Below are 20,823 nucleotides of genomic sequence, written 5' to 3'. Positions count from 1 at the left end.
CCCGCGGAGCCTAGAACATGCGTTCGAACGGACGTGGGACCTCAGACGGTCTGCAGACCCACCACGCGCAGGAGGCCGAGCAGCTCGGCGTCGTGGCTGCCCGGCGCAGCGGAGTAGACGACCAGGCGCTGGTCGTCGCCCGGAACCTCCAGCGAGTCGCAGTCCAGCGTGAGCCGTCCGACGCCCGGCACCTCGAACGACTTCCGGTCGACGCGGCGGTCCTCCACCGGCCGCTGCGCCCACAGCTCAGCGAAGATCGGGCTCGTCCGCGTCAGCTCGTCGACGAGCCCCCGCAGCACCCGGTCGTCGGGGTAGCGGCCCAGCGCTGCCCGTGCCTGGGCCACGGAGAGGCGATCGAGTCGCTCGCGGCTGCCGTCCTCGTCCACCACGAGCGCGCGGCCCTCGCCGCCGCGCGGCCCGAAGCGCATCCAGAGCATGTTTCGCCGGTCCCGCGGGATCGCGGAGAGGTCGCCGTACAGCGCCTCGAGCAGCGGGTTCCAGGCCAGCAGGGTGCTGCGGGCGTCGACGAGCATCGCGGGCAGGTCGTGCATCCGGTCGAGCAGGCGCAGCACGCTGGGCCGCACGACATCGACGATCTGCCCGGCGCCGGGTGTCTCGACGCCGGCGAGGTCGAACAGGTGCGTCGTCTCCGGCGCCGTCAGGCGCAACGCCCGGGCGAGCGCGCCGAGCACCGACGACGACGGGTGCGGGCCGCGGCCCTGCTCGAGGCGCACGACGTAGTCGACCGACACCCCGGCGAGCTGCGCGACCTCCTCACGCCGCAGCCCCGGCGTGCGCCGCCGCGGACCGGCGGGCAGGCCCGCGTCCGCCGGGCCCCGACGCTCCCGCCACTGGCGCAGCGCGGCCGCGAGCTCGCTCCTGTCACCCCGGGACATGCCCCTCAGCCTGCCCCGTCCCCGGCAGCGCAGCCTGGTACCGCCGGTCCCCGGGTCCGTGCTCCCTGGTCGCCCGCGACGGGACGGCGCAGCGTGAAGGCCATGAGAACCGCACTGATCACCGGCGCCTCCCGCGGACTCGGCGTGGTCGCCGCCCGCCGCCTGGCCGCGCAGGGCTGGACCGTCCTCGCCGGGTGCCGCGAACCGGCGGCGTTCGTCACCCCGGACGAGCTGGACATCCGCCGGATCGCGCTCGACGTCACCGACGACGCGTCGGTCGAGGCCGCCGTGAAGGAGGCCGAGGCGCAGGTCGGGGCGTTGGACGTGCTCGTCAACAACGCCGCGATCGTCGGCGGCACCCGGCCGCCCGCGGACACCGGCGTCGAGGACCTCCGCGAGGCCTACGAGACGAACGTCTTCGGCCCGGTGCGCGTCACCCGCGCGTTCCTGCCGCTGCTGCGCCGCGCCGAGCGCCCGCGGCTGGTGATGGTGTCGTCGAGCCTCGGCTCGCTCACGGAGATGACGAGCGGGCGCTGGGACAACCACCCCCACCTCACCTACCCGTCGACCAAGGCCGCGCTGAACATGCTCTCCATCGGCTACGCGCAGAGCCTCCCGGACGTCCTCGTCACCGTGGTCAACCCCGGTTACACGGCGACCGACCTCAACGACCACCAGGGCACCCAGACCGTCGAGGAGGGCACCGACGCCATCGTCGCCGCCGCTCTCGACGTCGACGGACCGTCCGGGCGGTTCCTGCAGCGGGACGGTGTCGTCGCCTGGTGAACGAGCGAGGGGCCCCTTCGGTCGATCTCGTCGACCGAAGGGGCCCTGCGCTCAGCTACCGCTGGCGCGCTCGCGTCAGGCCGAGGCCGGAGTCGCCGCGTCCTGGTTGGAGTCGGCGATCGCCGTCGAGCGGCGCTTCGACACGTAGATCGCCACCGCGATGCCGACCACCGCGACGACGGCGATCGTGATGCGGACGGCCGGGTTGGCCTCGACTCCGACCGACAGGGCCACGACGGCCGGGGCGATCAGCACCGAGACCAGGTTCATGACCTTGATCAGCGGGTTGATCGACGGGCCGGCGGTGTCCTTGAACGGGTCACCGACGGTGTCACCGATGATCGTCGCCTCGTGGGCGTCGGAGCCCTTGCCGCCGTGGTTGCCGTCCTCGACGAGCTTCTTGGCGTTGTCCCAGGCGCCACCGGAGTTGGCCAGGAAGATCGCCATCAGTGTGCCGGCCGCGATCGCGCCGGCGAGGTAGCCCGCGAGCGGGCCGACGCCGAGGCCGAAGCCGACCGCGATCGGCGCGAGGATCGCCAGCAGGCCGGGCGTCGCGAGCTCGCGCAGCGCGTCGCGCGTGCAGAGGTCGACGACCTTGCCGTACTCCGGACGACCCTCACCCTGGCCGCCCCGGTACTGCATGATCCCCGGGATCGAGTTGAACTGGCGGCGCACCTCGAACACCACGGCGCCCGCCGCGCGGGACACGGCGTTGACCGCGAGACCCGAGAACATGAACACCACGGCCGCACCGATGATGACGCCGACCAGGACGTTCGGAGCGGTGATGTTGTAGATGTCGCTGAGCGCCTGGCCCGCATCGCTGTAGGCCTGGGTGATCGCGTCGTTGTACGACCCGAACAGCGCCGTCGCGGCGAGCACCGCGGTGGCGATGGCGATGCCCTTGGTGATCGCCTTGGTGGTGTTCCCGACCGCGTCCAGCTCGGTGAGGATGTCCGCACCGGCGCCCTCGACGTCACCGGACATCTCGGCGATGCCCTGCGCGTTGTCCGAGACCGGGCCGAAGGTGTCCATGGCGACGATGACACCGACCGTCGTCAGCAGGCCGGTACCGGCCAGGGCCACGGCGAACAGGGCGACGAACACGGAGCCCGAGAGCAGGAACGCGCCGTAGACGGCCGCACCGATGACGATCGCGGTGTAGACCGCCGACTCGAAGCCGACCGAGATGCCGGCGAGGATCACCGTCGCGGCACCGGTGAGCGAGCTGGTGCCGACGTCCTTGACCGGCTGGGTCTCGGTGCCGGTGTAGTAGCCGGTCAGCGACAGGATGACGATCGCGAGCACGATGCCGATGGCGACGGCGATGGCGGCGATGACCGCCGGGTTCCCGGCGGCGGCGAGGTCGCCGATGCGGTCGGCGTCGACCCCGGGCAGCTCCGCGAAGCTCGTCGGCAGGTAGTAGAACGCCGCGAACGAGCAGGCGACGATCGAGATGATCGCCGAGATGTAGAAGCTGCGGTTGATCGCGCGCAGCGCGTTCTCGCCCTCGCGGGTGCGGGTGATGAACACACCGACGATGGCGGTGAGGACACCGATCGCCGGGATGATCAGCGGGAACGTCAGACCCAGCGTGCCGAACGCGACCGAGCCCAGGATCAGCGCGGCGACCAGGGTGACCGCATAGGACTCGAACAGGTCGGCCGCCATGCCGGCGCAGTCGCCGACGTTGTCGCCCACGTTGTCGGCGATCGTCGCCGCGTTGCGGGGGTCGTCCTCGGGGATGTTCTGCTCGACCTTGCCGACGAGGTCGGCGCCGACGTCCGCGGCCTTGGTGAAGATGCCGCCGCCGACACGCATGAACATGGCGAGCAGGGCGGCGCCGAGGCCGAAGCCCTCGAGGACGCGCGGGGCCTCCTCGACGAAGATCAGCACGACGATCGCCGCGCCGAACAGACCGAGGCCGACGGTGGCCATGCCGACCACGCCGCCGGTCCGGAACGCGATCTTGGCGCCCTTGTCGCGCCCGCCCGGCTCGTTGGCCGCGGCGGCGACGCGGATGTTCGCCTGGGTCGCCAGGTTCATGCCCAGCGCGCCGATCGCCATGGAGAACAGGGCGCCGACGACGAAGGCCACCGAACGGCCGATCAGCTCGCCGGTGCTGCCCGCCGGCAGGGCGAAGAGCACCAGGAAGACCACGACGATGAACGGCGCGAGGGTCTTGAACTGGCGGGTGAGGAAGGCGCTCGCGCCCTCCTGTACGGCCCGGCCGATGTCACGCATGCCCTGCGTGCCCTCGTCGGCCGCCAGGACCTGCTGACGCAGGACGACGCCGATGATCAGCGCGATGACGGCCACGACCGCCACCACGACGACCACGATGTTGTCGCCGGCGGAGAACGTGATCCCCGCGGCGAGGACGGACGCTTGCATCCAGCCTCCCGGTTGGCACTTCTGCTCGACGCGCCCGGCCCGGCCTCGCGGCGACCTCGGCGCGTGATGATTCAGGCCACGACCCGATACGACGGGTGGTGGACAGGTGCCGCAGTGTAGGAGGTGCGCGTCACCCGGACGCACAGCAGTTCCCCCGGGAGCTGTGAGGTGTGCTTCTTTCACGTGCGAGAGCGGGGGTGCGGGGCCTGTGTCAGGGTCGGATCGCGTGGGCGGCGTACAGGAGGTCTTCGACGCGCTGCCCGGCGACACCCGCGGCGCCCGGCTGCTGCGCCGGGTGCTGGCCGGCGCCCCCGCCGGCGAGAGCCCGCTGACCCACGCCGAGATCGTCCCGGCCCGTGACGGGCGCACCACCGGATGGCCCGACTGGGTCCCCGACGAGGTGCGGGCGCCACTCCTCGCCCGCGGCGTCGACCGGCCGTGGGGTCACCAGGCCGCCGCCGCCGAGCACGCCTGGGCCGGCGAGCACGTCGTCGTCTCCACCGGGACGGCGTCAGGGAAGTCGCTGGCCTACCAGCTGCCGGTCCTGACGCGCCTGCACACGGACCCGCGCGCGACCGCGCTCTATCTCTCGCCGACCAAGGCGCTGGGCGCCGACCAGCTGCGTACCGTCCACGACCTGCGCGTCGAGGGCGTGCGGGCCGCGTCCTACGACGGGGACACCCCGATCCCCGAGCGCGACTGGGTCCGCCAGCACGCCAACTGGGTGTTCACCAACCCCGACATGCTCCACCGCGGGGTCCTGCCCCGGCACGGGCGCTGGACGACGTTCCTGCGCCGCCTGCGCTACGTCGTGATCGACGAGTGCCACACCTACCGCGGCCTGTTCGGCTCCCACGTCGCGCTGCTGATGCGGCGGCTGCGGCGGGTGTGCGCGCGGTACGGGGCGCACCCGACGTTCGTCCTGGCCTCGGCGACGGTGTCCGAGCCCGCCGTGTCGGCCTCGGTCCTGACCGGGCTGGACGTGGCGGAGGTCACCGACGACGGATCACCGCGCGGGGCGCGGGCGGTCGCGCTGTGGGAGCCGCCGTTGCTCGAGGAGGTCACCGGCGAGAACGGCGCACCGGTGCGGCGCTCGGCGGGGGCCGAGACCGCCCGGATGCTCGCCGACCTCGTGCTCGAGGGGGCCCGGTCGCTGGCCTTCGTCCGGTCGCGGCGTGGGGCGGAGCTCACGGCGCTGGGAGCGCGGCGTGTGCTGGCGGAGATCGACCCCGAGCTCGCGGCGCAGGTGGCGGCGTACCGGGCGGGCTACCTGCCCGAGGAGCGCCGGGAGCTGGAGCAGGCGCTGCTGACCGGCGCGTTGCGCGGGGTCGCGACGACGAACGCGCTCGAGCTCGGCGTCGACATCGCGGGGCTCGACGCCGTCGTCGTCGCCGGCTTCCCGGGCACGCGGGCGTCGTTCTGGCAGCAGGCAGGCCGCGCCGGACGGTCGGGGGACGACGCGCTCGTCGTGCTCGTGGCCCGCGACGACCCGCTCGACACCTACCTCGTGCACCACCCGCAGGCGATGCTCGGCGCGCCGCTCGAGCGCTGCGTGCTCGACCCGACCAACCCCTACGTGCTCGCGCCGCACCTGGCCTGCGCGGCGTCGGAGATCCCGCTGACCCGCGACGACGTGTCGTCGCTCGGCGGAGCGGCGGCGCTCTCGGTCGTCGACGACCTCGTCGCCGAGGGGCTGCTGCGGCGGCGGCGCGGGGGATGGTTCTGGTCGCACCCGACCGACCGCCCCCACGCCGGCGTCGACATCCGGGGCAGCGGCGGCGAGCAGGTCGTGCTCGTGGAGTCCGAGACCGGACGCATGCTCGGCACCGTCGACCCCGGCACCGCGCCCGCGACCGTCCACCCCGGTGCCGTGCACCTGCACCAGGGCGAGAGCTACGTCGTCGACACCCTCGACCTCGACGAGGGCCTGGCGCACGTGCACGCCGAGGACCCGGAGTGGACGACCCAGGCGCGCACGGTGATCGACATCTCGGTGGAGGAGACCGAGCGGTGCGCCGCGCACGGCGAGCTGCAGGTGTGCCTGGGGAGCGTGGAGGTGACCGAGCAGGTCGTCGGCTACCTGCGCAAACTCCCCTCGGGGCGGGTGCTCGACCAGACGCCGCTGGACATGCCGGCGCGCAGCCTGCGGACCCGGGCGGTCTGGTACACGCTCACGGAGTCGGCGCTCCTGCGCGCAGGACTCGAGCCCGCGCGCTGGCCGGGCGCGCTGCACGCCGCCGAGCACGCGGCGATCGGGCTGCTCCCGCTGGTGGCGGCCTGCGACCGCTGGGACATCGGCGGCGTCTCGACCGCCCTGCACCCCGACACCGGGCACCCGACGGTCTTCGTGCACGACGGCCACCCGGGCGGGGCCGGCTTCGCCGACCGAGCGCACGAGGCGCTGCGGGAGTGGCTGAGCGCGACGCGGGCCGCGATCTCGGACTGCGAGTGTCCCTCGGGATGCCCATCGTGCGTGCAGTCGCCGAAGTGCGGCAACGGCAACGACCCGCTCGACAAGGCCGGCGCGATCCTCGTCCTCGACGCGGTGCTGGGGCGGCTGGCGGAGGGCTGAGCAGTTGGCTCCGCCGCGGGTCGGGGGTTCTCCGGTCCGTCCCGACCCGCGGCGAGGTCTGGAGCGCCGCAGGCCGGGGAAGTGATCGACCCGGCCTGCGGCGCCGTGTGGGGCGGCGGTGGGCTCGCGATCTCCATCGCGTGGGCCCACCGCCGCGGGTCCTCCCCTGCCCCGGACCGTCGGCCGGTCGCGACGGGTGGACCGGCGCGTCGGCCTTCGATGGGCCGGGTGGGGCGGCGGGCGCGCGGCGGAGTCGTCCGCCCCGCTGGTCCGGCGTCGCCCCGAGGGGACCCGAAGTGTGTGGAGTTGTGGTGGTGTCGCCGTCGGGACCCGCTAGGAGCGGACCCCGGTGGCGACGGTGGCGAGGCGGTAGGTCGACCCGCCGCCCGCAACGGCCGGGCGCTGGGCGACGGCTTCGGCCAGCGCGTCCTGGACGCGGAACGGGTCGGGCAGATTCCAGCTGCACGCGGAGGGGCGGACCCGCCAGTGCACCGAACCCTGCGGATGGGTGGAGGGCGGCGCGGCGAACCAGCTGCCGCGCCCGTGCAGGACGATGCCGGCGCGCTCGGCGAGGTCGGGGCGCAGGGGCTCGCCCGCGCCGACCGGGAACAGCCACTCGCCGGTCGGGGTCGCCGCGATCGGCACCGGGACGCCGACGGCCCGCAGGACGGCGGCGGCGCGGCGACCGACCGTGGCCGGGACCTCGAGCACGTCGAAGGTCAGCCCCGTGGGCAGGATGATCGAGTACGGCAGACCGGACCACCAGTCGGCGATCTGGTCGCAGTCGGTCGACGCCCGGCGCGCCCAGTCGTCGAGCACCGGGCAGGGCCCGTCCTGCGAGGCGTCGGAGCAGCCGCTCCAGACCTCGCCCTGAGGGAACGTGCCCGGGACGACCGCCCAGCCGTGGTCCGCGAGAACCATGGCCTCAGCGCGGAGCTCCGTGCCGTAGACGGCTCGATAGCTGTCCCACCACTGCATCGGCTTCCTCCTGGACCGGTTCCTGCCCCGGCGTGCTGCGTCCAGTAACGGCCCGCGCACGTCGCTTCGCCACCTGTCATCGCCCAAGGGCCTTGATCACACGCCGAGCGTCACGGTCGGCCCCGTTCAGCGGGCGAGCGCGCGACGAACAGCCGGTCCGCTCCCGATTGCTCGCGGGGGTCGCCGCTCACCCGGGACCGCCCTCCGCTCGTCCCGGGGCGTTCACCTCCCCGTCGCTGCCGGTGACCCCCGTCGAGCCGGACGGGGGCCCGCCCACCGCCACGGGACCCGCCCGGGCTCGCCCGGTCGGCTCACCGGACACGCTCGGGAGGCATCGGCACGACGTCGTCGTGGTCACTCTCACGCTCCAGCCCTCCACGGCGCAGTCGACGAGGGCCGCCCCGTTGCCCGCGGCGATCCCGCGAGCCCGCGCACAGGCCACGTCGGCCCCGCGCACGGCCTCACGAGCGCCGGCGAGCGCCGCGAGATCGGCGGCCGACTCGGCGCGGTGGCGGGCGAGCGTGGCGGCGCCGACCTGCAGGCCCAGGCCCAGCAGGGAGATCAGGACGCCCACCGCGGCGGCGGCGAGCACGGTGGCCGACCCGGAGTCGCCGACCGCTCGTCGACCGCCCGCCGTACCGCTCACCGTGTGCTCCCGGCCGGGCTGTCGCGGACTCGTCCGGAGGCCGACGCGGGCTCGATCCCGGCGTCGGCCTCCGGCAGCCCGCCGGGGAGCGGATCGGGGCCCTCGGCCGGCGCCACCGGCGAGGGTTCGCGGGCCGCCAGCGCCTCGGCGCCGACGCGCACGCCCGGCAGCGCCGAACCCAGCGGCGCCGCGCGGACCCGTGCCACGACGTCGTCGCCGCGGACCTCGACGGTGACCTCCGCGCCACCGGGGAGCAGCTGCTCCGCGGCCCGCCGAGCGCCGTCGGTGTCGCCACGCGCCGCGAAGCGCGCCGCCTCGGTGGCCGCGTCGACGCAGCGCAGCTGGAGCACCACCGCGCCCATCGCCGCGAGCACGACGCCCAGCACGACGACGAGCGTGCCGACCGCGAACGCGGCCTCGACGGTCACCGAGCCGGCGTCACCGGTCAGAAGGCGGTCGTCAACGCCCGCTGCACGATCTCCGTCAGGCCACCGATGATGTTCTCGCCGGTGACCACCTGGTACAGGATGGCGCCGAAGGCCGCGGCGGCCACGGTGCCGATCGCGTACTCCGCCGTGCTCATCCCGGTGTCGTCGTCGCGCAAGTGCGCCAGGCGGTCCCGCAGGCTGCGTGTCGGTGTGATCATGGTGTTCCCCTCTCCTCCCCCGCCCCGGCGGGGCGGGCGGCCTCATCGCTGCTCCAGCAGCGGCCCGGCGAGCCCCACGACCACCGGGACGATGCCCAGGGCCAGGAACGCCGGCAGGAAGCACAGTCCGAGCGGCCCGGTCACGAGCACCCCGGCCCGCTCGGCGCGCGCCTCGACGGCGTCGGCGGCCTCGGCGCGCAGATCGGCGGCGACGGCCTCGACGACGTCGGCGACCGCGGCCCCGCTGCGCGACGACCGCCGGGCGGCGCGCGCGAGGCGCGCGGTGTCCGGGGCCTCGAGAGCGGGCGCCCACGCCGCGGCCGGGTCGGCGCCGAGCGCGACCAGGTCGGCCACGCGACCCAGGGCCTCCCCGGCGGCCGCGGGCAGCACCGGCACGACGGCCCGGGCGGCGCGGTCGAGCGAGAGCCCGGCGCGCAGGCACGCCGCGAGCTGGTCCCACGCCCCGGCGAGACCGAGAGGGTCGGGACGCGGGCGCGCCCGGTGCGCCTGCCAGCGCGGCAGCAGCGCGACGACGGCGACGCCGGCCGCGACCGCGAGCACGCCGGGGCCGCCCGCGCCGCTCGACACCAGGGCGCTGCCGACGGCAGCGAGGGCGAGACCGGCCACGAGGCCCTCGCGGGCGGGACGCCGGGCCGGGGGCGGCGGGACCGTCCGGCGGTGTGCGGTGACCGGGCCCGGCGCCACCACCAGCGCGGCGGCCACGGCGAGCAGCGCGAGGGCGACGCCGGCGGACACGCTCACCGGGTCACCCCCGCGACGATGCGCTCGGTCCAGGCGAGGCCGGCGCACACCAGTCCGACGCCGACGACCAGCAGGACCTGACCGAGGACCCCGCCCGTGAGCACAGCCCACGGCCGCGCGCCGATGCCCTCGCCGAGCAGCAGCCCGAGCACCGGCAGCCCGCCGAGCACCGCGGCCGTGGCGCGCGGCCCAGCGAGGCGCGCCTTGAGGCCGCCGGCCATCCGGGCGCGGGCGCGCAGGTCGTGCGCCACGGCACCGGCGGGCCCGGCGAGCGCGATGCCGTGCCGGCCGGCGAGCGCCCACGCCCCGGCGAGGCGGTCGAGGTGCGCCGCGACGGCCGGTTCGCGCGATCGCGCCGCACGCAGGGCGGCGGGGACGTCGCCGCCGAGCTGGGCGGTCGCCTCGAGCAGCGTCATCACGCGCGCCGCGACCGGGTGCGCGTCGGCGCCCGCCGAGGCGGCGGCAGCGGCGGGCGGGGCGCCGGCGCGGACCTCCGCGGCGAACGACGACAGGGCCTCGGCCAGACCGGCGGTGGCGGCGGTGCGCTCGCGCTCGGCGCGCGCCGCCGTCCGGTGGCGGTGCAGCGTCGCCGCGAGCACGGCGGCGGCCATCGCGCCGCCGGGACCGGCGACCCCGAACCCGAGCACCGCCGCGCCGGGCAGCAGGACGACCCGGTGGCGGGCGAGTCCGGCCAGACGTCGCAGCTCGGCCGTCTCGAGCCCCCGGGAGGGCCCGCGCAGGCGCAACGGCGCGCTCGGGGTCGGCCAGCACACGATCGCCGCGGCGGCGAGCGCCAGGGCCGTGCTCACGCCGGCTCCCGCTGCAGCACCGCCACCCCGGCGGCGACGGACACGGCGCGCGGGGGCGGGGCGGGCACGAGCGTCGGCGACCCGGGCGGCTCCGGCGGGTCGGGTGCGCCCTCCCACGGCGGCACCACCCCGCGCTCGCGCAGCATCGCCGCGAGGTCGGCGCGTCCGACCGCCCAGCCGTCACCACGGGTCCAGGCCGGCGTGACGACCACCTCGCCCACGCCGTCGCGGCGGCGCAGGACCCCGACCGCGTCGAGCGTCCGCGCCCCGTCCCGCCCGCGGCGCACCTGCAGGACCACCTGCACGGCCGCGGCGAGCTGGCTGTGCAGGGCGGCCGACCCCAGCCCGCCGAGCGCGGCGAGGGCCTCCAGGCGGGCGGGCACCTCGCGCGGTGCGTTGGCGTGCACCGTGCCCGCCCCGCCGTCGTGGCCGGTGTTGAGCGCCGCGAGCAGCTCGACGACCTCGGCGCCGCGCACCTCGCCGACGACCAGCCGGTCGGGGCGCATCCGCAGCGCCTGGCGCACGAGCTCGCGCAGGAGCACCTGGCCCGCGCCCTCGACGTTCGCCGGGCGCGACACCATGCGCACGACGTGCGGGTGGACCGGCCGCAGCTCCTCGGCGTCCTCGACGCACACGATGCGCTCGCCCGGCGCCACCTCGCCGAGCAGTGCCGACAGGAGCGTCGTCTTGCCCGACCCCGTCCCGCCCACCACGAGGAAGGCGAGCCGCGCGGCCACCACCGCACGCAGCAGGGCCGCGCCGTCGGCGTCGACGGTGCCCGTCGCGGCGAGCGCCGCGAGGTCGTGTCGGGCGGGCCGGAGCACGCGCAGGGACACGCACGTGCCGTCCGCCGCGACCGGGGCGAGTACGGCGTGCAGCCGGACCCCCGAGCCGGGCAGGCGGGCGTCCACGTAGGGGCTGGCGTCGTCGAGACGCCGGCCGGCCGCGCTCGCGAGGCGCTGGGCCAGGCGGCGCACGGCGTCCTCGTCGGGGAACGTCACCGCGGTCCGCTCGAGGCCGGCTCCGCGATCGACCCAGACGGCGTCCGGGGCGGTGACGAGCACGTCGGAGGTGCCGGGCTCGCGCAGCAGGTCCTCCAGCGGCCCGGCGCCCACCAGCTCGCGCTGCAGCCCCCGCACCGCGGTCAGCACGTCCGCGTCGCCGACCACGCCGCGGGCCTCGGCGCGCACCGCGGCCGCGAGATCGCCGGCACCGGCCTGGCCCCCGGAGGTCACCAGCCGCGTCCGGACCCGCTCGACGAGCCCCGTCTCCGGCGCGGTGCTCATGCCGCCCGTCCCCGGTCGGCGACGGCCTCGAGCGCGTCGAGCACGGCCTTGGCGGCGTCCTGGACGGCCCCACCGCGCAAGCCCGGCACCTTGCCCTGGTCGAGCGCACGGTCGAGGCCCGGCTCCCTGCCCACCGACGCGAGCACGTCGAGGCCCAGCGCGTTCGCCACGTCGGCGGCGTCCAGGCCGCCGGGTCCGGGCCCGCGCACCACGAGCCGCAGCGGCGCCCCGCGCTCGGCCAGGGGCTCGACGACGCGAGCGGCCGCGGCGACGGCGCGCACCTCGGCGGGCACGACCACGACCACCAGATCGGCGACGTCCACCACGGCGAGCGCGGTGTCGGTCGGATGGCGCGGGAGATCGCAGACCACGACCTCGCCGGCCCGCCTCCCGGCCTCCACGACCGCGACCGCCGCGCCCGGATCGGGCCCCTCTCCCGCGCGGTCGCAGGCCAGCACCGTGATCATCCCGTCCGGCGAGGGCAGCGCCTCGTGCAGCGACGCCGCGGCGACCCGACCGCCACCTCCACCACCGAGCGCGAGCCCGCTCCAACGGAACCCCTCCAGCTGCTCGGCGCCGGCGAGGAGGTCGAGGCCCCCGCCGAGGGGATCGCAGTCGACGAGCAGCACCCGCGTGCCCCGGGTGCTGGCGTACGCCCCGACGGCCACCGCGAGCACGGAGGCCCCGGCGCCGCCGCGCCCGCCGACCACCGCCACCACCCGCCCGGGCCCGGTGTCGTCCTCCGGGCCGGCGTCGGCGAGCTCGGAGACGAGCCAGTCCTCGCCCTCGGGCAGCGACACGACGTGCTCGGCGCCCACGCCGACCGCGTGCTCCCACAGCGAGCCCGGCGGATCGCCGCGGCACAGCAGCACCACACCGTCACGGCGCCCGAGGCGCAGGGGACCGACGGCGCGTGCGGCGCCCTCGTCGACCAGGACCCGCGCCGCGGAGTGCCACCGGCGCCGCAGGCCCGCCGGATCGGGCACCCGTTCGAGCTCGACCTCCGCGGCGGCCGCCAGCCGCACGACGTCGTCGAGCAGCTCCTCGTCGTCGGTCATCACGACCACGCGCCGCTCCGTGCCGTCCCTCGCCGCCATCACCGTGTCCTCCCCGCTCACCGCCCGACGGATCGCCTGACGAGAAGCACGCTGCCGCGCCTCCGGCCAGAAGCGTCAGCGTCGGGATCCGGGCTGGGGACGGACGGGCGGGGTGGGGACAACCGGGCCGCACGATGACCCTGGTGGTGGGTCCGGACGCCGCAACGGCGGCGCCCGGGCGGCGGTCCTACGCGGACGCGGCGTCCGCGATGCCGAGACCCTCCCGGGCGCCGACCTGCCAGGCCGCGGCGCAGTGCGCGAACCAGCGCGCGAGACCGTCGGGCTCGCCGGTGGCGAACGCGGCAGCGGACGCGCGGTACTCGTCGGCCGCGCGGTAGTGGCCGACCTCGGGGACGGCCAGGCCCTTCGGGTCGAGGCCGGTCGCGACGGCGGTCAGACGGGCCGCGGCGCGGGCGACGACACCGGTCGCGGTCGGGAACGGCGCCAGGGCGAGCAGCTCGCCGTGCACGACGGCGACGAGCACGGGCGCGGGCACCGACGTCCCGCCCGTCACGAGCACCGCGAGAGCGTCGAGGCGCTCCCCGACGCCGGGGTCGAGGCGCGGCCGGCCGAGGTCGTCGTCGGTGACACCCGGCAGGTCGGCGGCGGCCAGGACGTGCAGGCGCGCCAGTGCCTGCCTCGGCGCCGAGCGCCAGGCCGACAGGAGCCCGCCGAGGGCCTCGGCGACACGCAGCGAACCCGCCAGCACGGGGTCGTCGACCGGACCGTCGGCGGGCAGCTCGGCCGAGCCGCCGTCGAGGCTCGCGGAGGCGCGCGCGGCCCGCACCGACGCCTCGGCCGCGGTGGCGGGCCAGCCGCGGCGGTTGGTGCGGTGGTTGTGCACCCGGGTCAGCGCCTCGCGGACGGCGTCGGCGTCGGCGGCGACGCCCGGCAGGCGGGTCAGGGGCTCCAGCGGGTCGGCCACGGCGGGTCATGGTCGCAGGGCGACACCGACAGCCCACGTCACAGCCCATCCGGTCCGATCGGAGGGCCCCGACCACCAGGGCCGCCCGGAGCTGAGCCGGTCCGGATCGCGTTCGCCGCCGACGTGCGGTTCGTCGAGCCGGAGATGGAGGCATCGGGCCGCTGACGGGGCATCCTGACGGAGTGCAGCCGGCCGGAGACGACATCGCGGGTGACCTCGTGGTCACCCGCGACGTCGTGCTGCCCGCGGCCGCCCTCCAGTGGCGCTTCTCCCGCGCCGGCGGCCCGGGAGGGCAGGGCGTCAACACCACCGACTCGCGGGTCGAGCTGTCGGTGGACCTGCGCCACGCCCGCGTGCGCGACGCCGACCGCGAGCGGCTGCTCGCCCGACTCGCCGGGCGACTCCACGACGGCGTCCTGACCGTGGTGGCCGCCGACGACCGCTCCCAGCGCCGCAACCGCCGCGCCGCGCGCGACCGTCTCGCCGCCCTGCTGCGCGACGCGCTGGCCCCCGACCCGCCGGACCGTCGCCCCACCACCCCGTCCCGCGCGGCGCGTCGGCGGCGGCTCGAGAGCAAACGCCGGCAGGGTGCGGTGAAGGCGCTACGACGCCGCCCGGCCGGTGAGTAGCCCGTTCGAGGGAACCGGCGGAGTACACACCGGCGGTGAGGGGAAGACCGGGGCCGACCGTGATCAGCGGACGGCACGCCGTGTGGCGCGGAGTACCGCCGGTGACGTGGCACGATGACCGACCTCAGCACCCGCTCGACGATCCGACCCGAGCGACCGAACACCGCCAGGAGCGCCCGTGACCCGCCCCGAGCAGCCGGCCAGCGGCTCGTCGACCCCGCCGATCGTCCCGTCGATCCCCCTCAACGCCGAGCCCGTGCGGCAGGACGGCGACGCCTCCGTCGGCTCGCTGGTCAAGGAGGTCTCGACCCACGTCTCGACCCTCGTCCGCGCCGAGGTCGAGCTCGCGAAGACCGAGATCACGGCCGAGGTCAAGAAGGGTGTCCAGGGCAGCGTCTTCTTCGTCGTCGCCGGCGTGGTGGCGCTGTTCAGCCTGTTCTTCTTCTTCATCGCGGTGTCCGAGGCGTTCAACCTCATCTGGCCGAGCCAGCAGTGGGCCGGCTACGCGGTCACCTTCGGGCTCATGATCCTCTTCGCCGGGCTCATGGGTCTCCTCGGCTACCTGAAGGTCCGCAAGATCAAGGCGCCGGAGCGGACCATCGAGTCCGCGAAGGAGTCGGTGGCGGTCTTCAGTCGCGGCCGCTCCGACGCCGCCTGAGCACCGTCGCCGGGCCCGACATCCCCGGGCCCTGGAGCCACCGGAGCGTCTCGGCCAACGGCGTCCAGCTTCATGTCGCCGAGTCCGGCCCCGGGGCCGGGCCGCTCGTGCTGCTGCTGCACGGGTTCCCCGGCTTCTGGTGGGCCTGGCGCCACCAGCTGCCCGCCCTGGCCGTGGCCGGCTTCCGCGTCGCGGCCGCCGACCTGCGCGGCTACGGCGACTCCGACCGGCCGCCCCGCGGCTACGACCTGTGGACGCTGGCCGGCGACGCCGCCGGCCTCGTGCGCTCGCTCGGGGCGCGGGAGGCCACGGTCGTCGGTCACGGTTGGGGCGGTGCCGTCGCGTGGACGCTTGCCACGATGCGGCCGGGCGTCGTGTCGAGGCTGGGCGTCCTCTCCGCGCCGCACCCGCGGGCGCTCCGGACCGCGGTCCGACGGCGGCCGTGGGGGCCGGCGGTGCGAACGGCACTCTCGCTGCAACCGCCGCGGTGGCCCGAGCGGCGGATGCGCCGGGACGACGGCGCGTGGGTGGAATCACTGCTGCGGTCCGGCTCCGGGCCGGACTGGGCCGCCGCGCCGGAGTTCGGCGAGGTCGCCGACCACCACCGCGCCGCGATGCTGCTGCCGCGCGTGCCGCACACCGCGCTCGAGGGCTTCCGCTGGGGCGTGCGCTCGCAGCTCCGGCCGGACGGCGCGCGCTACGCCGCGGCGATGAAGGCTCGCGTCACGGTGCCGGTACTGCAGATCCACGGCGGCGCCGATCCCTGGGTGCCCGACCGCGTCGCGCGCGCCTCGGCCCGCTGGTGCGACGCGGGGCACGCGCACCGGACCCTCGACGGCGTCGGGCACTTCCCGCACCAGGAGGCGCCGCGACACGTCACCGACGCGCTCCTGGACTTCCTCGACGGGTGACCGGCGTGTCGCCGCAGCGAGCCTGTGGCGATCCTGGCGTCACACGCCAGCGATGCCGCATCGCTCGCACGGGGCCACGATCGTTGCGGGCTTTCCCGACGTCCAACGTCAGCGCGGCCGCGAGGCTGACACACCCCGCCAGGCCGGCGGGAGCTAGGCCGCGCAGGAGCCGGTGCTGACGCGGCCGGTGGCGCCCGGGGAGGCGTCGAGAGCCGGGCGGACCTGGTCGGCGGTGAGGACGAAGCCGGTGTCGCCCTGGTCGACGGCGGCACCGAAGACGACACCGATGACACGGCCCTGCGGGTCGACGAGCGGCCCGCCGGAGTTCCCGGACCGCACCTGCCCGCGGATCGTGTAGACGTCGCGGGTGACGGTCTCGCTCTCGTAGATGTTCGGGCCGCGCAGCTGGATGCGCTGGCGGACCTTCGCGGGCGACGACGAGAACGGGCCGTCGAGCGGGTAGCCGAGCGCGACCGCGTTGTCGCCGGTCTCGGCGCTCGCGAAGTCGAACTCCAGCGGGTTCGCGTCCAGTCCCGGCACCGCGAGCACCGCGACGTCGACCTCGTCGTCGTAGTAGACGACGCGCGCCGAGCGGGTGCGGGCGTCGCCGTCGGAGGTCGGCACCTCCACGGACACCTCGTCGGTGCCCGCGACCACGTGGGCGTTGGTCATCACGCGGTCCTCACCGATGACGAAGCCGGTGCCCTCGAGGGCGCGCTGGCACGACGGGGCGCGGCCGCGGACCTTGAGCACGCTGGAGCGGGCCTGCTGCACCACGGGGTCCTCGACGAGCGCCTGCTCGGGCGGCGGCACGTCCGCGATCGGCGTCGACGAGAACGGGCTGAGCACGTCCGGGAAGCCCGAGGCGTCGAACAGCGCGCGCAGTTCGTTGGGCAGCTGGCGCAGCGGGGTCGGCATGACGGCGTCGACGCCGGCGAGCACCCGCGAGTCGCGCAGCGAGGAGGCGAGCGCGGTCTCCGACGAGCCGGCCAGCGGGAGCGCGATCAGCCAGGCGACGATCAGCGCGGTGAGCGCCTGCAGGATCGAGCCGAAGAACGAGTCGACGGTGCGCACGGCAGGCAGGCGCATCCGGTCGCGCATCGCCCGCCCGAGGTAGACCCCGAGCGTCTCGCCCAGCGCGACGAGCGCGACGACGAGCAGGACGCTCACGACGATCTTCGACGTGGTGCCCTCGAAGTTGTCGACGATCGCGGGCGCGATCTTCAGGCCCAGCAGCGCGCCGCCGAGCACGCCGAGGAAGCTCAGGGCCGCCACGGCGAGACCGTGGCGCCAGCCCGAGATGCCCGCGGCGATCGCGAGCAGCACGACGACGACGTCGACCCAGCTCACCGGATCGGCCCTCCTTCGGCCGTGTCCGGCCGGGTCGGCGCAGGGTGCGCTGTGGTCGCTCTGCTCAGGTGGTGCCGCTGCGCCCACACCTCGTCGAGGTCACGCACGTCGGAACCGTCCCAGGGTCTCGCCCAGCCGCCCAGGGTGAGCATCCAGTCCACCAGCCCCGCCGTGAAGCCCCAGACGAGCAGTCCCCCTGCGGCGAACGCGGGACCGGCGTCACCGGAAGGGCCGGTGACGCGGAAGCGCACGGCCGGGTCGGCCAGTGTCGCGACCGGCACGCGCACCACCGCGGCGGTCTCGCCGGGGTCGACGACGTGCACCGGGGACGGGCGGGCCCAATGGGCGAGCACCGGTGTCACGGCGAAGCCGGTCACCGGGATGGTCAGCGGCGGCAGGGTCACCAGGGGGACCACGCCGGCCGGGTCGAGCCCGGTCTCCTCCCGCGCCTCGCGCAGCGATGCGCCGACGGGACCGGTGTCCTCGGGGTCGATCGACCCGCCGGGGAACGCCGCCTGGCCCGCGTGGGAGCGCATGTCGGGGGCACGCTCGGTGAGCAGGAGCTCCGGACCCTCGACGGCGCCGCCGAAGAGCATGAGGACCGCCGCGCTGCGACCGTTCGGCGCCGTGCCGGCGAGGCGGCGGCGGAACGGGACGTCGTCGGGACCGAGGCGGCGGCACGCCTCCACGAGCGGCGCGAGCCAGGCCGGGGCGTCTCCGGGACGGAGATCCTCGGAGGTCATCGCGCACCGCCCCGCGCCGCGTCGACCGCCGCCCGCACCTGCTCGGGCGTGCGCAGCACCTCCGGGGGAATGGTGACGACGCTGCCGTCGGCGCGCACGAGCACGCTCACCGGCAGGATCGGCGGGGCCCCGAGCTTCGGGGCGACGACCTGCGCGGGGTCGCTCACCGAGGGGTAGCGGGCGCCGAAGCTCTCGAGCAGCCCGAGCGCCGACGTGGCGCGGTCGTTCGCGTCGACCCCCAGGACGGCGACGGCGCCCGGCTGCTCGACGTACGCCCGCAGCGCCGGGATCTCCTCGCGGCACGGGCCGCACCACGACGCCCAGAAGTTCACGAGGGTCTCGCGCCCGCCGAGCGCCGCGGCGAGGTCGACCGGGCCCGGCGTCCCCAGGCACTCCAGGGTCACGCCCGCGAGCGCGCCGACCGGTGCCGCGCCGGGCACGGGGGCCGGGCAGGGCTCCAGCCGGGCGGACCCGCGGGCATCGGCGAGAGCGCCCGGGTCGTCCGCGACGGCGCCGGGCGCGGGCTGGAGGACCGAGGAGGAGTCGACGGCCGGGGCGCCCGCGTCCCGCGGCCACAGCGCGATGACGCCGACGACGGCCAGCACCACGACCACCAGGGTGGCCCGGATCTCGGCGCGGGTCACCGCTCGAGGCCGACGAGGGCGAGAAGGTGGTCGGCGTCGGGACCCTTGACGAGCTTGGCGGCCTTGGCCGGGTCGGTCTCGCCGGTGCCCCACGACGGGCAGTCGCGGCGCAGCGAGCAGGCCCCGCAGGCCGGCTTCTTGGCGTGGCAGACGCGGCGGCCGTGGAAGATCAGGCGGTGGGAGAGCATCGTCCAGTCCTTGCGGGGGATGAGCTCGCCGACCTCCTTCTCCACCTGCACCGGGTCCTCCGAGGACGTCCACGCGAACCGGCGCGCGAGGCGCCCGACGTGCGTGTCGACCGTGATCCCGGGGACGCCGAAGGCGTTGCCGAGCACGACGTTGGCGGTCTTGCGCCCGACGCCGGGCAGCGTGACGAGATCCTCGAGACGTCCCGGCACGACGCCGTCGAATCGCTCGACCAGCGCGGCGCCCAGCTTCGTCACCGACTCGGCCTTCGCCCGGAAGAACCCGGTCGGGCGCAGCATCTCCTCGAGCTCGACGCGGTCGGCGGCGGCGAACGCCGCGGCATCCGGGTAGCGGGCGAAGAGCCCGGGCGTCACCCGGTTGACCGTCACGTCGGTGGTCTGCGCCGAGAGGACGGTGGCGACGAGCAGCTCGAGCGGCGAGGTGAAGTCCAGCTCGCAGTGCGCGTCGGGGTGCGCGACCGCCAGCTCACGGTCCATCCGACGGGCTCGCCGCACCAGGGCGAGTCGGCTCTCGTCCCCGACGGCGCGGGCTGCCCTGCTCACCCACCCAGGGTAGGACGCGGCCCCTCGGCGCTCGGCCGGGCCCGGTACCCAGGGGACCGGAGCCGCTGGTCGGAGCGGTTCCGCGACACGCCCGGCAGGCCCCGGTGCGTGACGCCACAGGCCGGTGCGGGACGATGCGCTCACCATGACCGCCTGGCTCGCCATCCTCATCCCTCTGCTGGTGATGGTCTTCGCGCTCGGCATGGAGCGCCTCGAGACCCGCCTGAGGTCGGGCACCGTGCGCGAGGACGAGGTCGAGGACTTCCTCGAACGCGCCCGGCCCGACGAGGTCAAGGCACTGTTCCGGCAAGGCATCGGCGGGGCGCTCCAGTTGTTCCGTCTCCGGAATCTCGGGAAGCGCGGCGGACCCCGACGAACCAGGGAACGGGCCTGACGCTCACGCACGGCAGCGACGCCTCGGGATCTCGGAGGCTATGATGGTCCGATCGGGGGAATGCACGACCCGAGTTCGACGGAACCGCCCCGATGCGGTGAGTTCCGGTGGCCGCCGTGGCGTGATCATGGGCAGGGACGTGACTATGCTGCGGCGGACGTGACTGGTGACACAGAGGTGCGGACGCGGGCCGAGGGCCCGGGCCCGTGCGCGGTTGAGTGATGAGAGTGGGCGAGGAGCGCACGGTGGACGAGGTACTGGCGCGGGCCGGGATCTTCCAAGGGGTCGACCCCGCCGCGATCGAGGTGCTCACCGAGTCCCTCGAGCGCGTGGAGTTCCCCCGCGGGACGGTCATCTTCAACGAGGGTGAGCCCGGCGACCGGCTCTACATCGTGTCGACCGGCAAGGTGAAGATCGGCCGACGCTCCCCCGACGGTCGCGAGAACCTGCTGTCGATCTTCGGCCCGTCCGACATGTTCGGCGAGCTCTCGATCTTCGACCCGGGGCCGCGCACCTCGACGGCCACGACCGTCACCGACGTGCGCGCCTACACGATGGACCGCAACGCGCTCCGCGAGTGGATCGCGCAGCGGCCCGAGATCGCCGAGCAGCTCCTGCGCGTCGTCGCCCGCCGCCTGCGCCGCACGAACAACCTGCTGGCCGACCTGATCTTCACCGACGTGCCCGGCCGCGTCGCCAAGGCGCTGCTGCAGCTCGCGCAGCGCTTCGGCTCGCAGGAGGCCGGACTGCTGCGGGTCACGCACGACCTCACGCAGGAGGAGATCGCCCAGCTCGTCGGCGCCTCCCGCGAGACCGTGAACAAGGCGCTCGCCGACTTCGCCGCCCGCGGCTGGCTGCGCCTCGAGGGCAAGAGCGTCCTCATCCTCGAGCCGGACCGTCTGGCCAGGCGCGCCCGCTAGGAACAGGTCGCCGGGCGGCGCGGCCCGC

22 protein-coding genes are annotated in these 20,823 nt (G+C 75.7%); 7 read left to right on the top strand and 15 right to left on the bottom strand.

The window, feature by feature from the left end; genetic code table 11:
• Nucleotides 1-41: 41 nt before the first annotated feature.
• Complete coding sequence (locus AC2A1K_RS09800) at nt 42-896, bottom strand: helix-turn-helix transcriptional regulator (protein ID WP_483896117.1); 855 nt, start codon at nt 894-896, stop codon at nt 42-44.
• A gap of 102 nt (nt 897-998) precedes the next feature.
• Between AC2A1K_RS09800 and AC2A1K_RS09795 the strand changes: the two genes are divergently transcribed.
• Nucleotides 999-1,682, top strand: a complete 684-nt coding sequence (locus AC2A1K_RS09795; protein ID WP_483896116.1) for an SDR family NAD(P)-dependent oxidoreductase — start codon at nt 999-1,001, stop codon at nt 1,680-1,682.
• Between the two features lie 75 nt (nt 1,683-1,757).
• Here the strand turns inward: AC2A1K_RS09795 and AC2A1K_RS09790 are convergent, their stop codons facing one another.
• Nucleotides 1,758-4,076 carry a sodium-translocating pyrophosphatase gene (locus tag AC2A1K_RS09790; RefSeq protein WP_483896170.1) on the bottom strand — a complete coding sequence of 773 codons (2,319 nt, stop codon included), beginning with the start codon at nt 4,074-4,076 and terminating at the stop codon, nt 1,758-1,760.
• Between the two features lie 226 nt (nt 4,077-4,302).
• On the opposite strand from AC2A1K_RS09790, the gene AC2A1K_RS09785 reads away from it, so the two are divergent.
• Nucleotides 4,303-6,648: a DEAD/DEAH box helicase gene (locus AC2A1K_RS09785; RefSeq protein ID WP_483896115.1), complete on the top strand. Its 2,346-nt coding sequence runs from the start codon at nt 4,303-4,305 to the stop codon at nt 6,646-6,648.
• Between the two features lie 333 nt (nt 6,649-6,981).
• Here AC2A1K_RS09785 and AC2A1K_RS09780 read toward each other — a convergent pair whose 3' ends face one another.
• The 9 genes from AC2A1K_RS09780 to AC2A1K_RS09740 form a co-directional block, all read right to left on the bottom strand.
• Entirely contained in the window at nt 6,982-7,626 is a 645-nt protein-coding gene (locus tag AC2A1K_RS09780; protein ID WP_483896114.1) for a bifunctional DNA primase/polymerase, read from the bottom strand.
• 187 nt (nt 7,627-7,813) lie between these two features.
• The gene (locus AC2A1K_RS09775; RefSeq protein ID WP_483896113.1) at nt 7,814-8,272 is read right to left on the bottom strand and encodes an Rv3654c family TadE-like protein; all 459 of its coding nucleotides are present in this window, start codon (nt 8,270-8,272) and stop codon (nt 7,814-7,816) included.
• Nucleotides 8,269-8,700 (bottom strand): TadE family type IV pilus minor pilin, encoded by a 432-nt coding sequence (locus tag AC2A1K_RS09770; protein WP_483896112.1) that lies wholly within the window; start codon nt 8,698-8,700, stop codon nt 8,269-8,271. Before AC2A1K_RS09770 ends, AC2A1K_RS09775 begins: the two co-directional genes overlap by 4 nt.
• Nucleotides 8,701-8,717: 17 nt before the next feature.
• Nucleotides 8,718-8,918, bottom strand: a complete 201-nt coding sequence (locus AC2A1K_RS09765; RefSeq protein ID WP_483896111.1) for a DUF4244 domain-containing protein — start codon at nt 8,916-8,918, stop codon at nt 8,718-8,720.
• Nucleotides 8,919-8,960: 42 nt separating this feature from the next.
• Nucleotides 8,961-9,680, bottom strand: a complete 720-nt coding sequence (locus AC2A1K_RS09760) for a type II secretion system F family protein (RefSeq protein ID WP_483896110.1) — start codon at nt 9,678-9,680, stop codon at nt 8,961-8,963.
• On the bottom strand, nt 9,677-10,489 hold the full coding sequence (locus tag AC2A1K_RS09755) for a type II secretion system F family protein (protein WP_483896109.1): 813 nt from the start codon (nt 10,487-10,489) through the stop codon (nt 9,677-9,679). The genes AC2A1K_RS09760 and AC2A1K_RS09755 overlap by 4 nt, the downstream gene beginning before the upstream one ends.
• Complete coding sequence (locus AC2A1K_RS09750) at nt 10,486-11,775, bottom strand: TadA family conjugal transfer-associated ATPase (RefSeq protein WP_483896108.1); 1,290 nt, start codon at nt 11,773-11,775, stop codon at nt 10,486-10,488. Before AC2A1K_RS09750 ends, AC2A1K_RS09755 begins: the two co-directional genes overlap by 4 nt.
• The gene (gene ssd / locus AC2A1K_RS09745; RefSeq protein ID WP_483896107.1) at nt 11,772-12,872 is read right to left on the bottom strand and encodes a septum site-determining protein Ssd; all 1,101 of its coding nucleotides are present in this window, start codon (nt 12,870-12,872) and stop codon (nt 11,772-11,774) included. Before ssd ends, AC2A1K_RS09750 begins: the two co-directional genes overlap by 4 nt.
• 187 nt (nt 12,873-13,059) lie before the next feature.
• Nucleotides 13,060-13,797 carry an oxidoreductase gene (locus AC2A1K_RS09740; protein WP_483896106.1) on the bottom strand — a complete coding sequence of 246 codons (738 nt, stop codon included), beginning with the start codon at nt 13,795-13,797 and terminating at the stop codon, nt 13,060-13,062.
• A gap of 182 nt (nt 13,798-13,979) precedes the next feature.
• Here AC2A1K_RS09740 and arfB point away from each other — a divergent pair, with 182 nt between their 5' ends.
• The 3 genes from arfB (at nt 13,980) to AC2A1K_RS09725 (ending at nt 15,995) form a co-directional block, all read left to right on the top strand.
• Entirely contained in the window at nt 13,980-14,426 is a 447-nt protein-coding gene (gene arfB, locus AC2A1K_RS09735) for an alternative ribosome rescue aminoacyl-tRNA hydrolase ArfB (protein WP_483896105.1), read from the top strand.
• A gap of 178 nt (nt 14,427-14,604) precedes the next feature.
• Entirely contained in the window at nt 14,605-15,084 is a 480-nt protein-coding gene (locus AC2A1K_RS09730; RefSeq protein ID WP_337707448.1) for a phage holin family protein, read from the top strand.
• Between the two features lie 107 nt (nt 15,085-15,191).
• Nucleotides 15,192-15,995 (top strand): alpha/beta fold hydrolase, encoded by an 804-nt coding sequence (locus AC2A1K_RS09725; protein ID WP_483896104.1) that lies wholly within the window; start codon nt 15,192-15,194, stop codon nt 15,993-15,995.
• 153 nt (nt 15,996-16,148) lie between these two features.
• Here the strand turns inward: AC2A1K_RS09725 and AC2A1K_RS09720 are convergent, their stop codons facing one another.
• From AC2A1K_RS09720 to nth, 4 genes are read right to left on the bottom strand one after another with little or no spacing between them, the layout of a single operon-like run.
• Nucleotides 16,149-17,345: a MarP family serine protease gene (locus AC2A1K_RS09720; protein ID WP_483896103.1), complete on the bottom strand. Its 1,197-nt coding sequence runs from the start codon at nt 17,343-17,345 to the stop codon at nt 16,149-16,151.
• The gene (locus tag AC2A1K_RS09715) at nt 17,342-18,088 is read right to left on the bottom strand and encodes an NUDIX hydrolase (protein WP_483896102.1); all 747 of its coding nucleotides are present in this window, start codon (nt 18,086-18,088) and stop codon (nt 17,342-17,344) included. The genes AC2A1K_RS09720 and AC2A1K_RS09715 overlap by 4 nt, the downstream gene beginning before the upstream one ends.
• On the bottom strand, nt 18,085-18,732 hold the full coding sequence (locus tag AC2A1K_RS09710; protein WP_483896101.1) for a TlpA family protein disulfide reductase: 648 nt from the start codon (nt 18,730-18,732) through the stop codon (nt 18,085-18,087). The genes AC2A1K_RS09715 and AC2A1K_RS09710 overlap by 4 nt, the downstream gene beginning before the upstream one ends.
• On the bottom strand, nt 18,729-19,415 hold the full coding sequence (gene nth / locus AC2A1K_RS09705) for an endonuclease III (RefSeq protein ID WP_483896169.1): 687 nt from the start codon (nt 19,413-19,415) through the stop codon (nt 18,729-18,731). Before nth ends, AC2A1K_RS09710 begins: the two co-directional genes overlap by 4 nt.
• A gap of 211 nt (nt 19,416-19,626) precedes the next feature.
• Here nth and AC2A1K_RS09700 point away from each other — a divergent pair, with 211 nt between their 5' ends.
• Both AC2A1K_RS09700 and AC2A1K_RS09695 read left to right on the top strand, forming a co-directional pair.
• The gene (locus AC2A1K_RS09700) at nt 19,627-19,875 is read left to right on the top strand and encodes a hypothetical protein (protein ID WP_483896100.1); all 249 of its coding nucleotides are present in this window, start codon (nt 19,627-19,629) and stop codon (nt 19,873-19,875) included.
• A 245-nt stretch (nt 19,876-20,120) separates the two neighbouring features.
• Nucleotides 20,121-20,795: a Crp/Fnr family transcriptional regulator gene (locus AC2A1K_RS09695; protein WP_116708603.1), complete on the top strand. Its 675-nt coding sequence runs from the start codon at nt 20,121-20,123 to the stop codon at nt 20,793-20,795.
• Nucleotides 20,796-20,823 lie beyond the last annotated feature (28 nt).

The organism is Actinomycetospora sp. 2LY8.5 (assembly GCF_057180585.1).
This window is presented reverse-complemented; position numbering and strand designations above follow the sequence as displayed.